At 56.2% G+C, this 15,815-nt stretch carries 10 protein-coding genes and 1 other RNA gene; 6 read left to right on the top strand and 5 right to left on the bottom strand.

What is annotated here, in order from left to right; translation table 11 throughout:
- Window positions 1-94 precede the first annotated feature (94 nt).
- The 6 genes from NDJ82_RS08025 to NDJ82_RS08000 all read left to right on the top strand — a co-directional run bounded on the left by NDJ82_RS08025 (window position 95) and on the right by NDJ82_RS08000 (window position 8,538).
- On the top strand, window positions 95-1,105 hold the full coding sequence (locus NDJ82_RS08025) for a dynamin family protein (RefSeq protein ID WP_250925269.1): 1,011 nt from the start codon (window positions 95-97) through the stop codon (window positions 1,103-1,105).
- 113 nt (window positions 1,106-1,218) lie between these two features.
- Window positions 1,219-3,357 (top strand): dynamin family protein, encoded by a 2,139-nt coding sequence (locus tag NDJ82_RS08020; protein ID WP_250925268.1) that lies wholly within the window; start codon window positions 1,219-1,221, stop codon window positions 3,355-3,357.
- Between the two features lie 13 nt (window positions 3,358-3,370).
- Window positions 3,371-4,261 (top strand): hypothetical protein, encoded by an 891-nt coding sequence (locus tag NDJ82_RS08015; RefSeq protein ID WP_250925267.1) that lies wholly within the window; start codon window positions 3,371-3,373, stop codon window positions 4,259-4,261.
- A 4-nt stretch (window positions 4,262-4,265) separates the two neighbouring features.
- Window positions 4,266-7,535, top strand: a complete 3,270-nt coding sequence (locus NDJ82_RS08010) for an ATP-binding protein (RefSeq protein ID WP_250925266.1) — start codon at window positions 4,266-4,268, stop codon at window positions 7,533-7,535.
- On the top strand, window positions 7,532-8,119 hold the full coding sequence (locus NDJ82_RS08005; RefSeq protein ID WP_057406260.1) for an HNH/ENDO VII family nuclease: 588 nt from the start codon (window positions 7,532-7,534) through the stop codon (window positions 8,117-8,119). The genes NDJ82_RS08010 and NDJ82_RS08005 overlap by 4 nt, the downstream gene beginning before the upstream one ends.
- A gap of 11 nt (window positions 8,120-8,130) precedes the next feature.
- The gene (locus NDJ82_RS08000) at window positions 8,131-8,538 is read left to right on the top strand and encodes an SMI1/KNR4 family protein (protein ID WP_024657960.1); all 408 of its coding nucleotides are present in this window, start codon (window positions 8,131-8,133) and stop codon (window positions 8,536-8,538) included.
- A 207-nt stretch (window positions 8,539-8,745) separates the two neighbouring features.
- Here NDJ82_RS08000 and NDJ82_RS07995 read toward each other — a convergent pair whose 3' ends face one another.
- The 5 genes from NDJ82_RS07995 to NDJ82_RS07975 form a co-directional block, all read right to left on the bottom strand.
- Complete coding sequence (locus tag NDJ82_RS07995; protein ID WP_250925265.1) at window positions 8,746-10,002, bottom strand: integrase domain-containing protein; 1,257 nt, start codon at window positions 10,000-10,002, stop codon at window positions 8,746-8,748.
- Window positions 10,003-10,185: 183 nt separating this feature from the next.
- Window positions 10,186-10,582: a transfer-messenger RNA gene (gene ssrA, locus NDJ82_RS07990) on the bottom strand.
- A gap of 94 nt (window positions 10,583-10,676) precedes the next feature.
- A complete protein-coding gene (locus NDJ82_RS07985) occupies window positions 10,677-10,958 on the bottom strand; it encodes a PA2433 domain-containing protein (RefSeq protein WP_122307113.1) in 282 nt (93 codons plus the stop codon).
- 135 nt (window positions 10,959-11,093) lie between these two features.
- Window positions 11,094-13,904 carry an FAD-binding and (Fe-S)-binding domain-containing protein gene (locus tag NDJ82_RS07980; protein ID WP_250925264.1) on the bottom strand — a complete coding sequence of 937 codons (2,811 nt, stop codon included), beginning with the start codon at window positions 13,902-13,904 and terminating at the stop codon, window positions 11,094-11,096.
- A gap of 70 nt (window positions 13,905-13,974) precedes the next feature.
- On the bottom strand, window positions 13,975-15,669 hold the full coding sequence (locus NDJ82_RS07975) for a lactate permease LctP family transporter (RefSeq protein WP_250925263.1): 1,695 nt from the start codon (window positions 15,667-15,669) through the stop codon (window positions 13,975-13,977).
- Window positions 15,670-15,815 lie beyond the last annotated feature (146 nt).

Below are 15,815 nucleotides of genomic sequence, written 5' to 3'. Positions count from 1 at the left end.
TGTCGCATGGCCATGGAAGACTGCGGCCGTTTGATTGCCAATGGATTAACGCTTGTCAGGTGCTCAAGGCGCCGGGCGAAAGGGACAGAAACTGATGACGCGCTCAACCGTTACGCCCCTCAAATCCCGAAAAGTCGGAAGCTCGGTGTCTGCTGGCAACGCCACCTTCGATGTATTGGTGTTGGCCACAATGAGCGCAGGCAAAACGTCGTTTATCAACGCATTGATTGGCCAGGAACTGCTGCATACCGCCAATGAGGCCACCACTGCCTGTGTGACCCGTATAGAGCATCGTCAGGGCGCGCGGCGATTCAGTGGTGCCTGCTATTGCTACAACGACACCGAATTGGCCTCCCAGCCTTCGCCGTCAGTAGCGCTGCTGCAGGACTGGAACGCCAATGTCGAGGTCAAGCGCATCAGCCTGGCGGGAACCTTCAACGTGGTGCCGCGCCCGGCACCCGGTTTGGTGCTTCACGACACGCCAGGGCCAAATAACAGCCAGGATGAAAACCATGCCCGGTTGACGCTGGAGGCAATCCGCAACGTGTCGTTTAAGGCGCTTTGCTACGTGCTCAACGCTAGTCAACTGGGGACTCGTGACGATCGGTTGCTACTCGAACAGTTGCGCGAAGAACTCGCCGCCAAGCCTGCCCAGCCTATCTATTTCATCCTCAACAAAGTGGATTTGCTCGATCCGGAGAAGGGCGAAAGCATTGAGGGCTATGTGCACAACGCTCAGCGTTATTTGCGCGATATCGGTTTTGAACAGCCGATCATCATTCCGACAATGGCCAGTGCAGCGCTGTACGCGCGCAAGGCCCTGAGTGCCGAAACACTCACGCGTGCGCAGCGCTCTAAGTTGCGCCAAGTGCTCGATGACCTGGATGTCAACAAGTGCGCTTTGCTCAATGCCACAGTCGCACCAGACCTGATCAAGCGTCGCGTCGGCAAGGCGCTCTATAACCTCGAACGCAAACTGCAGGCCAAGGAATTCGATACCCGAGCCTACGATAAAAACCGATTGCAGCAACTGGTCACCATCAGTGGGCTTAAAACCGTTGAAGCCCTTATCCATCATCAGCGCCGATTAGATGAGCAACCATGAATACTATTGAAATTATCCATAACCCTTTCATCGTCGAGACTCAGTTCCTGATCAGTGGCCAACCGCCGGCCGAAGGCTGCAAGCTGTCGAGCTATAAAGAATCGCGGTTGCAAGTGTGGATTGAGAAGCTGTTTGATGAGTTGAGCCAGTTGTTCAATGGTGACAATAACTTTGAGGTCACTTTCAGAGGCGTCGAGTCGGATTATCTGGACGTGGTTGACGCCGCAAAAGTGGCGATGGGCAAAGGCATGCAGGTCACCCTGCAGTTTATCGAAGCGGACCCGGCCGAAGAGCGCCTGACCCGTATTCGTGAGCTGATGGAGGAGGCCAAGCTCCATCCTGAATTTGAGCATTTCATTCGCGAGAATGCCGATGTCAGCCAGTCCTTTGAAGAAGCGTTCAATAAGGATTTTGACGTGTATGTGGTGGCGACTATGTCCTCGGGCAAGTCGACGCTGATCAACGCCATGCTTGGCCAGGACCTGTTACCGGCGGCCAACGAAGCCACTACCGCAACCATTGCGCGGATCACCGACAATGCATTAATGGGTCAACGCTTCGCAGCCCAGCGCGTGACGAATGATCACCGCGTTGCGGAAAACAGCGACAACGTAAGCCTGGAAGTGCTCCAGGCATGGAACAACCTGCCCGATACGATGCGCATCGATATCGAAGGCAAAATTCACGCGATTCAAGACCGTGACAGCGTACGCCTGGTATTGACCGACACGCCGGGCCCGAACAACAGCCAGGATGCAAAGCATCAGCTCAAAACGATGAGTTTCATTCAGGACTCTCAGCGCAACCCGCTGATTCTGTATGTGCTCAATGCCAGCCAATTGGGCACCAACGACGACAAAAACCTATTGGGGCTGGTCGCCGAAACCATGCGCAAGGGCGGAAAGCAGAGCAAGGATCGGTTCATTTTTGTCATCAACAAGATGGATGTGTTCGACCCTGAGAAAGGCGAGGACCTGCCATCCGTGCTGGCCCGCGTCAAAAACTACCTGGTTGAAAACGGTATTTTCAATCCGCTGATCTACCCGGTATCGGCCAACCTGACGCGGCTGCTGCGCAAGCCTCAGCACTTGCACTCACGCAAGGAACGCGGTGAGTTGAACTCCATGATGGACATGTTTGGCGAAGAGCCGAGCATGAACCTGCTGCAATACATGCCGATTACCGAGCGGGTCAAACGTAGCCTGCAAGAAAAGAAACTTCCCGAGATCGTGCTGAGCAGCGGATTGCCGGCGGTGGAGGCGATGATTGACGAGTACATCGACAAGTACAATTTTCCACATCGGGTCAAGCGCGCCTATGACGCGATGATCAAGGCCATTGCAGTCGGACTTAACGAAACCCAACTGATCGAGCAACTGGATCAGGACGAAAAGACGCTGGCGCATATCAATGAAGAGATCCTGGCGCTGGAGCTTCGGCAGGAGCAGGGGTTCGATACGCAGGCCTACAAGGACAAAATAGCGCGTGAAGGCAAGGTGTTGCCACGGGCCACCGAAGATGAACTCGCGACCTTGGAAAATGCTTCGGGTAAGTATCTCCGGTCGGTCAGTGAGCGGTTTATCGGGGAGGTTGAGCCGCGGATCGCTGAAATGCGGGTCAAGGAGGTTGAAGAGGAACTCCAGTTCCAGTACCGGAAACTCATCAATGCCTACGAGGCCGTATTTATCACGAGCCAACAAGTCATCCGTGATGATCTCCAGGCGGAGTATCAGCGTTATATCGTGGATCTGTTCAAGGACTGCCAGCATTTGAAGTTGCCGATTTTGGACAGCCTTCAAAAAGCCGCGGGTGATATCTCCTTCAATCTCACCATCAAGAGTGATGAGGTGCAAACCAAGCGGGTTGTGATTGACCGTTACGAAGTCAGCGACAGCAGTTGGTACAACCCTTTTTCATGGGGCTCTACCCGTACGGTTTACAAATATGGCGAAGAGAAGTCGGTTGACCTGGCCAAGCTCTGGAATCCCCGCAGCACCCGTATAAATACTGAGTTTGCTCGACTGGTCGTGGCCGCTCGCACAGAAATCGACAATGGCAAGACCGTCCTGATTGATCAGTTCATGGCCTTCATGGGGCGTGAGTTCGAAACCAAGTTCAATGAATTGATCGACTCGCTCAAAGAAAAAATGACCGATCGCGACGTTCGTAAACAAGCCCTTGAAGAGGCTCGTGAGTTGCAAGCGTGGATCAACCAATTCAAAGAAAAACTCGACGAAACCCTAGCGGTTTGACCTCGGAGCTTCTATGACGACTAACACCGCAATGATTGGAAAAGTCCGTGAGCAGTTCTTGGCGGCGCTCGATGACACACAGGTCGGCACTGAACTGTTGCAACAGATGGTGGATGCAGCGCGACAGCGCCCAGGAGTGATGGACGCTCACGAGGTGGATCGCATCACTCGCGCTATCGATGTGGATCCGGTGAGTTGGACCCCGGACTATTTCAGCCGGCAAAAGTTTTTCGCCGCCCGCAATTTCTCCGCGGAGCGGCTGGAACATTTAATTCAGGTTCGCGATGTGTTTCGTCAAAGAAACGAAAAGGGGTTCACACCCACAGATTCCGTTTCACCAGCGAGAAAAACACCGATGAACAATGCCTCCCTTGACTACCAGCCTTCCAGCAACCTCAAGCAGTTTGTCGACGAAGGCGACTTGCTGACGATCCGAACGGCGTTGCATCTGGAACTCAATGATCGTCGTCTGGATGGCGCCGATTTGCATGCTGCACTTGTGTGGATCAAAGGCAAAGTCCCCGGAATTTTCGAGACCTACGCAGAGGGGGCTTTTGCGCGCGAACCTGTTGCAGATCAGAAACAATGGACCGAGGATTACTACGACCTCCAGGTTACATACCTGAAAACTAACTTTTCAGAACAGCGATTTGTGCATTTGATCGAAGTTCGCGATCTGTTGCGCAATAGTGCTGTCGAGGGCTTTGCTTCGACTAAGGCGGCAGCGCCAAAACAAACTACCGGTGCATATTCCGCTCCTGCGGTGGCTCAAGCATCACCTCGCAGCTCCCGCCAGGCTATTCCCGACACCGCACCGGATCGCAACCCCGCCTTCAGGACCGCACTGCTAATTGGCGGTGCGATTGCCGCGGTGGTCGTGTTCCTTGTGGCATTGGTTCGGTGAGCGTATGACAACTTCTATACTGACCCGAACCGCACTGCAGGACATACGTGAAAACGCTGGCCTGACCCTTGAGGCAGGGCGCGCACTGATCAATCGCAGTTACCTGTCGGAACTGGAACGTTATCCGGTCCATGCCTTCGCGGAGAAGGGGCTGCGGTTCAATGCGGCCAGTGATGCGCGGATTTTCCGCGTCGAGCGCATCGTCCAAGACAACAAACAATCCGTGCTTGAAAGCACGACGGCCGCTTACACCGCACTGGGTGCTGCGGGTTACTCGGTTTTCTTGATATTGCGTTCTAACGGTATTGAAACCGACCTATATATCGGTACCCGGGGGGAGCCCGGCAAAACTCTCGGGCACAGTTCCGGCGAGTTGCTGCGGGAGACTTTCAAGGGACACTTCTCGGGCAGCTCATTAGTGCCGCTGCAGCAACAAGAGGCTGACGTCTTGCTGGGGGCGGTCCAGGCCGAAAAGGCTAACCCTTCGGCGAGTATCACGGCGGTCACAGGTGTTCCTGCGTTGTCGACGGAGAACCGCGAGCACTTCATGCAAGGGCTCGAGCGCTTTATCGATGCGGCTGAGCGCCGTGTGTATCATGCGATAATCCTTGCTGAGCCGGTTTCGTCACAAAACCTTGACCTAATTCGTGCCGGTTATGAGCAAGTGGCCACACACCTTTCGCCCTTGCTCAAGCAACAATTATCGTTCGGCGAGCAGGACAGCGATTCCGTTGGGCTGAGCATCAGCCAGGGCTTAAGTGACTCCCTTGGGCACAGCCTTGGGCTGACCGAGACCAAGGGTACTTCGACAACGCTGGGTACATCTACCACTGACACCACCGGTACCAGCGAATCGTTTAGTGCGCAGACCCTGACCTCGAAAACGGTCGCTATCGGTGCCAATGTGCTCGGTATGGTGGGTGGTGCGACATTGGGGCCATTCGGCGCGATGCTCGGTAGTCAGATCGGCTCGGCCGCTGCAGCGCTGCTCAACGAACAACGCACCACCGGCACCAGTCAGTCGACGTCCACAGGTCGCAATGAAAGCCACGGCACGTCCTTCAGTGAGGCCGCGTCGAAGACCACCTCGACCACACACACCACCAGCACCACCGACACTCATTCGTTGAACAAAACCCTGGGCTCTAATCGGCAGATTTCGATTGAGACCGTGGACAAGACCATCGAGCAGTTGCTCAGCAAAATCGATCACCACCTCGAGCGTATCGACGAAGCCAAGACATACGGCGGCTGGAATTCGGCGGCGTATTTCATCGGTGACAGCACTGCGTCGTCCGAATCGTTGGCGAGTATCTTTCTTGGGCTGGTACGCGGCAGCAAGTCCAGCCATGAAGACTTCGCCCTGACCACCTGGAAATCTGCCAACAAGTCCGCTGTGCTGGACTGGCTCACCGCGTTCAGCCATCCGCAATTGAAGCCGGGGTTTTCGAAAAAGGTCCCGATCAGTTACCTCACGCCCGCCACGCTGGTGTCTGGTAAGGAAATGGCGATCCAATTGAGCCTGCCCCGACGCTCCACCTCCACGGTGGCCGTGCTGGAAACCCAGGCGTTCGGCCGCAAGGTGCAGCGCCTGGATGGTCACAGCAGTGAGCCAGGCAAGGGTAAGACACTGACCTTGGGCAACATCCGCCACTTGTGGGAAAACCTGCCGCAAAAGATCGAGTTGAGCCTCGATCGATTGGCCAGCCATGTGTTTGTCAGTGGTTCGACCGGTGCCGGTAAAAGCAACACGCTGTATGAAATGCTCAGCCAAATTAGCGCCGCCGGCGTGCCATTCCTGGTGATTGAGCCGGCCAAGGGCGAGTACAAACACGTCTTTGGTCATCGCGATGACGTCAATGTATTCGGCACGCATCCGGCCCACTTTGAATTGTTGCGCATCAACCCGTTCCGCTTCCCGTTGGCCATTCATGTGCTGGAGCACGTTGATCGGCTCGTGGAAATCTTCAACGTTTGCTGGCCGATGTATGCCGCAATGCCTGCCGTACTCAAAGAGGCAATCCTGCAGGCGTATCAGCAATGTGGTTGGGACTTGGACGCGTCGATCAACCGTTACAGCGATGCATTGTTTCCGACGTTCAGTGACCTGCTCAGTACCCTGCAAAGCGTGATCGAGGCCTCCGCGTACTCCCAGGAGCTCAAAGGTAACTACATCGGTTCGCTGTCCACGCGGATCAAATCCCTGACCAATGGCTTGAATGGGCAGATTTTTACCGCTAACGAAATCGACAGCGCAGTGCTGTTTGATCAGAGCGCAATCGTGGACCTGAGCCGCGTCGGCTCGTCCGAGACCAAGGCCCTGATCATGGGGATCCTGGTGATGCGCCTGAGTGAGCACCGAATGGCCTGTGGTGGCATGAACCAGCTGCTGCGCCACGTCACAGTCCTTGAGGAAGCGCACAACATCCTCAAGCGCAGCCCGTCCGAAGGCGGTGCTGAAGGGGCAAATGTGGTCGGCAAGTCAGTGGAGATGCTGACCAATGCCATCGCCGAAATGCGCACCTATGGTGAAGGTTTCATCATTGCCGACCAGTCGCCCCATGCGGTGGATATCGCCGCGATTCGCAACACCAACACCAAAATAATCATGCGCCTGCCGGATGAAATGGACCGTCGTTTAATCGGCAAGTCGGTGGCGTTGCGTGATGACCAGCTTGAAGAAATCGCCAAGTTACCCAAAGGCGTCGCCATCGTTTATCAAAATGACTGGCTGGAGCCGGTGCTGTGTCAGGTGAAGAAATTCGCCGGGTATGAAACCCCTTATGTGTATACCGCCAATGACAAGCGCGCCGTGCGTAGCCAGGATTTCAACCTGCAGGTACTCAATCTGCTGCTGAGCAACCGTATCCGCACGCCAGTCGCCTTGGATTTAGCGTTGCTGGAAAATGGCTTGTGTGAATTGCCGTTGCTGGCTCGCAGCAAAATTGCGCTGTTCGAGGCGCTCAATGCCCACAAAGAAGAGAAGCCGTCGGCGCTGTGCAAGCCCGAGGCATTTGCCTACGCCGCACAATTGGTGGTCGATGTGCTCGGTTGCCGGCAGCAGGTTCAGCAGATCATTCAAACGGCGACCGATTACGGGCAACTCAGCAATCAACTGGACCAGCTGCTCCACGAGCGAGCGACAGCCTTGAGCACTGAGCTGGCCCTGGCGACCCAGCAATGCTTGATGAAGGATTACAGCCTCCAGCACGAGAGCCATATCGATATTTATTCTGCATGGCGTGCGCGCCTCGAAACAGGGAGCGTTCTGTGAACTTTGAAAATTTCTTTGCTGGAAAAACCGAGGTTCCGTCCAACCTGGCGTTACTGGCGCGCGAAATGCCGGACCGCTGCCTGATCGTTGTCGAGCTTGATCGACCTATCGTGCTCACCCAGGAAACCCGCCTGGAGCTACCGCAAATGTCGCCGGAAACCCGTGAGCGGCTTGAACTGCTGGGCGTTCCAAAAGAGGTTCTGGATGCTATCGGTAGTGAAGCCGAAGCGAAAATCTATGAAGGCGCGAATCTGGAACCGGCCGAGGTCAATGGCAAGGATGCACTGATTCGTACCGACATCGATTACGATCAAAAAGATTATATGGGTACCACCAACCTGGACCGGATGAAGTCGGGAAGGGCTCCGCTGGATGCCAACGGAAAGCCGATCGAGTTACATCACATCGGCCAGAAACAGGACTCGCCATTGGCAGAATTGACCAGCGCTGAGCACCGTGGCAACGGAAACGATAACGTGCTGCACAACAAACAGAAGGAGTCCGAGATCAATCGCGAGGACTTCGATAAAGAGCGAAAAGACTACTGGAAGGCGCGAGCCGAACAGATTGAGAATCAGCGCTGAGGGCGAATCTTATGAAAAAACTTGAACAACTCGTTGATCTCCATCAGGCCAACACCCGGCCAGTAGATACCGCCAGCATCCAGAATCTTGAGGAGAAACTGGGATTCGCACTGTCTGACGAATACAAGCGCTACCTGTCGGCTTTTGGAGTCATTGTCTTTGACGCCTACGAAACTTATGGCCTAGGCGTGCCTGACGACTATTACCTGAATGTCTTTGCCGCATTCTCGGACCTGGGCCGTGACCCGACCTACCCGAAAAATACTGTGCCACTGCTGGAGATTGGTGATGGTCAATACTACCTGTACGACAACCAGGCACGAAAACTTCTGGTTTGGGCTACACCGAATGGCGGCATTGTGCGTGTCTTGGAAGACGGGCTGGAAGCCTTTTTGATCAAGCATGTCTTCGCAGGCTAGTTGAACGCAGTTTGCAGACATAGACGTTACTCTTTTTCGTACGGCTATGTGCTGCAAGTTCTATTCGATGAACAGTGTCTTTAGATGGCTGTATCGCTTGAGTCGGCTGCTTGGCACCCTGAGAGGTGGGGGAGCAAGCCCGATGCACAATCCAGGAGACGACGGTCATGGTCTGGTGATTACTTATCACCTGTTGAAGCTACTTCGTTAGCGTATTGAGACGACCTTCGTGTCTCGGTTGCTCTGGATGGCCGAGATCGAAAGATTGCCGGTAGCTGCTTCTTGGATGTGTTCGCTCCACCACTTCATCATTGGACGCCTGCGCTCGATGTAGTCCGCTCGGTTATAGGCGCTGCGGACCTCGTCTTTATCGACGTGTGCAAGCGCTACCTCAATCAACTCAGGATCCCAGCCGTGTTCGTTGAGAGTAGTGCTGGCCATTGATCGCATGCCATGGCTCACCAACCGACCTTCGAAGCCCATGCGCTTTAGCGCCATGTTGGCGGTCTGGCTGTTGCAATGTGTCCGAGGGTCCCGGTCTGCAGGAAATACATACTCTCGGTGTCCGCTGTAGGGTTTGATTGCCTCCAGCAGTCCCAATGCTTGATCTGTGAGCGGCACGATATGTACGCGGCGTTTCTTCATGCGCTCAGCAGGAATCGTCCAGATCTTCTTCTCGAAGTCGATGTCGACCCAGCGCGTGGTTGCAGCCTCCGCTGGGCGAGTCATGGTATTGAGCTGCCATTCAATCAGACAGCGCGTAGTTCTTTTTATGCTGGCATTAGCAATTGCCACCATGAGCTCTTTCAGCTCATCTGGAGCAAGTGCCGCCATGTTTTTCTTTTTCGGCTTCTTGAAGACGGAGCGAATCCCGCTGAGTGGGTTCGCGTGTATCAGTCCTGAGTTGACCCCGTAAGTCATGATCTCATTGAGTCGCTGTGACAGCCGTTTAACGGTTTCAAGGCTACCTTTGGTTTCGAGTGGTCGAAGAAGGTTGATGACTTGTGGTGCGCTGATTGCTGAAATCTGTGTGGTGGCCAAGTCTGGAAAAACGTGCAGCGTCAACGAACGCCAGATGTCCTCGGCATAAGCTGGTGTCACCGCATCCTTCTTCAGTTCATACCAGGACGTCGCGACATTCTGGAATGTGTGCTCGGTTTCAGCTTGCTTTGCTTGCAGCACTGCATCCCGTTGTTCTTTGGGATCGAGGCCTTGGGCAAGTATTTCCCGAGCTGCAAGGGAGCCTTTTCGTGCCAGCGCTAGCGAGACTTCAGGGAAGGTACCGAGGCCCATGTTGATTCGCTTCTTCGTCACGGGGTGTCGATAGTTGAAGTTCCATAGCTTTGAGCCATTACTTCTCACTCGCATTTGAAGTCCGCCGCCGTCAAACAAGACGTAGTCCTTTTCAGAAGGCTTGGCAGATTTGATTTTGAGCTCAGAGAGGCGAGTAGCTTGTGCGCACATTGGCATTCCAGAATGGTGTTGGCATTCCAAAAATTAGCACTGTTGGGCTTGGAATGCCATTTGGAATGCCACAAAGCGTGGCTGCTCTTGGACGTCTGTGGACGTTGATGGCGCTGAAAGCCCCGTATTTACTGGATTTCAGGCACAAAAAAAGACGTCCGTGGACGTCTTTAGATGATGAAATGGTGGAGCCGGGGGGATTTGAACCCCCGTCCGCCAGTACTCCGCTGTCGGTACTACATGCGTAGCCGTTTCTATTAAGTTAACCCTCAGCGACCCGAAGGGCAGGGTGCTTTGGGCGAGTTGTGTAAGTTTTAGCCGCTTCGTCCACAACGTACTGCACGGCGATTCTGTTCTATATGACAATCACTTTGGGTTTACAGACATCCCCTGGTGATTGCTGGACCCGAAGGTACCAGAAGCTCAGGTCTAAGGCTGCTTACGCAGCGATAGCGAATTCCTGGCCGTAGTTTTCGTCATTGGCAACTATAAGTAGTTGCAACAGTGGATTTACGAGTTCTGTTACCAACTCGGCATGCACCTAAAGTTTCGCGACCGGCGTCGAATCCTAAACGGCCCCGTGCTTGTAACTCGTTGTTTCTAAGTGAGTGACAAGCCTGTGCAGTGTACGCCAAACGGTCACCGAAGGCCAACCCGAAGGTTGGCCCTATTGCTTACTTGCCGCCTTTGTTGCTGTTTTGCAGGTCTTGCAGGGCTTTGTTGGTGACTTCGATGCACTGCTTATCATCGCCAGACGCGTGAAATGCCATGGCCTGGGAGACGACCGTGTCGATTTCGCCACTTTTGCCGGTGGTGTCGGTGGCGAGCGTCGCTTTGGCGTTGTTGAGTTTATCCAGGTTGATCTGGCACAAGTCTTTGTCACTGCCGGCCGCGAAGACCGGGGACGCCAGCATCGCAGCGGTAATGAACAAGCCAGCAAGAGCGGAACGCTTCATAGGGTATCTCCTTGCGCAAAGGGCTCGACGCTGCTGGCGTTGAAGGGCTGCCAGCGACATCACTGATTGGCCTCGTTCGTTGAGGCCTATTCAAGTGACTGCATTGGCGCGCAGGGGTTCTGTTTTTTTTCAGGATTAGTGGGCTCGGGCCTGGGTGACGCGGTCTACGAGGTACACCAGCCCGTGATAATCAATGCCCCCATGCTGGCTCAAGCCGATTTCGCAGGTTCGGCTGGTGGAGATGCCTTCACTGCAATGTTGCACGGCCTCCTTGAGGGACCGCAGTGAGTGGGCATTGAGTTCTGGCGTGGTAAAGCCCTTGTCGCCGGCAAAACCGCAGCAGTGGATGCCTTCCGGGATCACCACCGTTTTGGCGCAGCGGCGGGCAAGGTCGATCAGCGCCTGGCTTTCTCCCAGGTGTTGGGTGCTGCAGGTCACGTGTACGGCGATCGGTGCTTCCTGGGGCAGGAAATCCAGGCGGTCCATCAGGTGTGTGCGGATAAAACGGACGGGGTCGTAGAGGTCCAGGCGGGTTTCGCCCAGGTCTTGCACCAGGCGCAGGGTGCATGGGCTGGTGTCGCAATAGATCGGGTCAAGGCCACCACGGCTGGCGTGGAGCAGGGCGCCGATCAACTCCTGGCGCTTGTGCTCTGCTTGTTCGGCGTAGCCTTTGGAGGCGAAGGGCTGGCCACAGCACAGGCTGTCCTGATTGTCGGGAAAGACGACCTGGTAACCAGCTTTTTCCAGCAGGCCACGGGTTTTGTCGTACAGCGACATTTGCTCTTTATCACCGGCCGCCGGGCCCATTGCACGTGAGACGCAGGCGGCCAGGTAGACCACCCGAGGCCGCTCATCCGTCACAGTTGGGCTGAACCGAATGGCTTTTTCCGGCTGTGGCATGGCGTTGCTCCACTGCGGAATTTGCCCCTTGGACAGTTTGGTCACGCAGGCAGACAGCTTCGCCAGGCGGGGTGCGCCGAGCAGCATGCGTGCACCATTGGCGACATGCAGGGTAAAGCGCGCACCTTGCAATGCCGTGGCGAAATGGGTGGCGAGCCATTCGGCGGTTTTCGTACGGTCGGCGTCACGGCTGCGAAGCTTTTTCACCAGCTCGCCGGTATTGATTCCCACGGGGCAGCGCTGGGCACATAACCCAGTGGCGGCGCAGGTGTCGATGCCTTGATAGTGGTAGGCGGCTTCCAGTTCGGTGGTGTCGACGCCGGTGCGTTTTTTCGCCTGTATGTCGCGCCAGATCACGATGCGCTGGCGCGGGCTCAATGTCAGGCCTTTAGAAGGGCATACCGGCTCGCAAAAGCCACACTCGATGCATTTATCCACAAGCTCGTCGGCCGCAGGCAGTGGCTTAAGGTGCTTGAGGTGGATCTGCGGGTCGTTGCTGAGCACCACGTCCGGGTTGAGAATGCCGTTGGGGTCGAGCAGGCGCTTGAGCTGCCACATCAGTTGGTAGGCATCGCTGCCCCATTCCAACTCGACGAATGGCGCCATATTGCGGCCGGTACCGTGCTCGGCTTTCAGCGAGCCGCCGAACTCCACGGCCACCAGTTGCGCGACGTCATCCATGAACGCTTGATAGCGTGTGACCTCTTCCGCGCTGTTGAAGCCTTGGGTGAATACAAAGTGCAGATTGCCTTCCAGGGCGTGTCCGAAAAGGATGGCTTCGTCGTAGTGGTGTTTGTCGAACAGTTCGATCAGGCGGTTCACGCCAGTGGCCAGTTGCTCGACAGGAAACGTCACGTCTTCGATGATCACCGTAGTGCCGGTTTTGCGCACAGCGCCGACGGCGGGAAAGGTGTCCTTGCGGATTGCCCACAGGCGGGCGTTTTCTACAGGGTCTTCAGTGAAGTCGACTTGTTTCTCTACGGGGAAAGCGGCCAGGGAGGCCATGATCAGCGCCAGTTGCTCGTGCAGTAAAGAGGGCGATGCCGCGCGGGACTCGATGAGCAGCGCACAGGCATTTTCCGACAGGTGCTGTACGAAGGCGGGCATGCCCGGTTTGCTCTGCACCGAGCGCATGCTGCGTCGATCCAGCAACTCTACGGCTGAGACCGGCTGGGTTTTCAGCACGGTTACCGCGTTGCAGCACGTCTCGACATCGGGGAACACAATCAAGGCCGACGCTTTGTTCGGATGATCGATCACGGTGTCGTAGGTCACTGCGCTGATAAAGCCCAGCGTGCCCTCGGAACCGACCAGCAGATGGCTGAGGATATCCAGGGGTTCATCGAAGTCCACCAAGGCATTGAGTGACAGCCCAGTGGTGTTTTTCAGACGGTATTTGTGGCGAATTTTTGCGGCGAGTTCGACATTTGCGCGTGTCTCGCGACCTAGTGTCGCCAAGCGTTCAAGCAGCGCACTGTGATGCTCACGAAAAACCCTGACGCTGGCCGCATCTTCGGTGTCCAGGCAGCTGCCGTCGGCCAGCACGAGACGAATCCCGGCCAAGGTGTGATAGGTATTTTGTGCGGTGCCGCAGCACATGCCGCTGGCATTGTTGGCGACGATTCCGCCGATCTTGCAGGCATTGATCGACGCCGGGTCGGGGCCGATCTTGCGCCCGAACGGCGCTAGCCAGGCGTTGGCCTGGGCGCCGATCACGCCGGGTTGCAGGCGAATCTGAGTGCCTTGCCCGCGAATCTCGCGGCCGTTCCAATTGTCCCCCAGCACGATCAGTACCGAATCGCTTATCGCTTGCCCGGACAAGCTGGTGCCGGCCGCGCGGAAGGTCACCGGCACGCGCTCGCGCTGGGCCAGTTGCAGGAGTGCTACCACCTCGTCTTCCGACTCCACGCGGATCACCAGTTGTGGGATCAATCGGTAAAAACTGGCGTCGGTGCCGAATGCGAGGGTGGAAAGCGGGTCGTCGAAACGCCGATCTTTTGGGATCAGTTGTGCGACGTCAGCAAGGAAAGCAGCAGGCAGGCTCATTGATCCTCCAGAAATGGCTGACGCCGGAATCGTCATCCGGCGTCGGTTCTTACCCTATTACGTGTAGGTCTTAGTGCACCAGCATGCCGGTAAACCAGTAGGCCTGAGCCAGTGTGATCAGCCCGACGATCGTGGCGAAGAACAGGCTGTGCTTAAGGGTAAAGCGGAACAGGTCGGACTCCTTGCCCACCAGGCCGGTAGCGGCGCAGGCCACTGCGATCGATTGCGGCGAGATCATCTTGCCGGTGACGCCACCGCTGGTGTTGGCGGCTACCAGCAGCGTGTCATTGACGCCGATCTGGTGCGCCGTAGTGGCTTGCAATGAGCTGAACAGGGCATTGGACGACGTGTCGGAACCTGTCAGGAAAACCCCCAGCCAGCCGAGGAACGGCGAGAAGAACGGGAAGGCTGCACCGGTGCCGGCCAACACCAGCGCCATGGTCGACGACATGCCGGAGTAGTTGGTGACAAAGGCGAATGCCAGCACCATGCCGATGGACAGGATTGGCCAGCGCAGTTCGTAGAACGTTTCTTTTAAAGTGGTAAGACCAATATTTATGTTTATTTTCAGCACCAGCATCGAGATCAGTGCGGAAAAGAAAATCGCGGTGCCGGTTGCTGAAATAGGGTCCAGCTTGAATACCGCTGGAATGGCAGTCGGGTTGGTCACGATGGGGGCGACCTTGACCACCAGTTGATCCAGGTGCGGGATCGCGAAGTTGAATACCCAGCTGTACATCGAGCCGCCGGCGGCGAACATCGCCTTGAACGGCTTGAGCGTCCAGATAGTGACCAGTACCGTGAGGATCAGGAACGGCGACCAGGCCTTGAATATCTGACCCAGGCTGTAAGGCGAGGCGACGGTGCTGCGTGGCAACCCGAAGCCGCCGGCACTGGCGGTAATGGCTACGCCGGAGGTGGCGCCCGCTATCTGCGCGCCGGCGGTGCGCTTGGGTTGCCAGACTTTCAGGAACAGGGTCAGGGAAATCAGGCTGGCCAGGGCCGAGGTGATGTCCGGCAGTTCCGGGCCGATGAAGTTGGACGTGAAGTATTGGGTGATGGCGAAGCTCAAGCCCGCGACCAGCGCAGCCGGCCAGGTTTCACGAACGCCGCGCAGGCCATCCATCATGAACACCAGCCAGAACGGCACGAACAGCGACAGCAGCGGCAACTGGCGGCCGGTCATGGCGCCGATCTTGAAGGCATCGATTCCAGTCACCTGCCCGGCAACGATGATCGGAATGCCCAGGGCGCCAAAGGCGACCGGCGCGGTGTTGGCAATCAGGCACAAGCCGGCGGCGTACAGCGGGTTGAAGCCCAGGCCTACCAGCAACGCAGCGGTAATTGCTACGGGAGCGCCGAAACCGGCAGCGCCTTCCAGGAACGCGCCAAAGCAGAAGCCGATCAGCAATACCTGAAGACGTTGGTCGTCAGTGATCGACAGCACCGAGCTGCGGATGATCTCGAACTGGCCGCTCTTGACTGTGAGTTTGTACAGAAACACCGCTGCAACGATGATCCAGGCGATAGGCCAAAGACCGTAGGCAAAGCCGTAGCCGGCTGCGGCCAGCGCCATGTCCACTGGCATCTGGAAGGCAAAGATCGCCACCAATATGGACAGTGCAAGGGTAATGCTGCCGGCCACGTGGCCTTTGAGGCGAAACACGGCCAGGGCCAGGAAGAAAAATACGATGGGAATAACGGCGGCCAATGCGGACAGGCCGAGGCTGCCGAGCGGGCTGTAAAGCTGTTGCCAGGTTTGCATATGGGGTGGCCCCTAATTGTTGTTGGTCAGGCACATCTAAGTCGACTTGGATAATTGGTATTACCAATTTACAATCGCTGGAGGCTAGGTTAAAAGCCTTCAGGGGGATGTGTCAATTTGCCGCTCACGAAACTTTGGTCGTAGGT

This window comes from Pseudomonas sp. SR18 (genome assembly GCF_023701505.1).
Lineage (GTDB): Bacteria > Pseudomonadota > Gammaproteobacteria > Pseudomonadales > Pseudomonadaceae > Aquipseudomonas > Aquipseudomonas cyclaminis.
The sequence above is the reverse complement of the archived record's forward strand: the minus strand, read 5'-3'. Positions and strand labels throughout refer to the sequence as shown.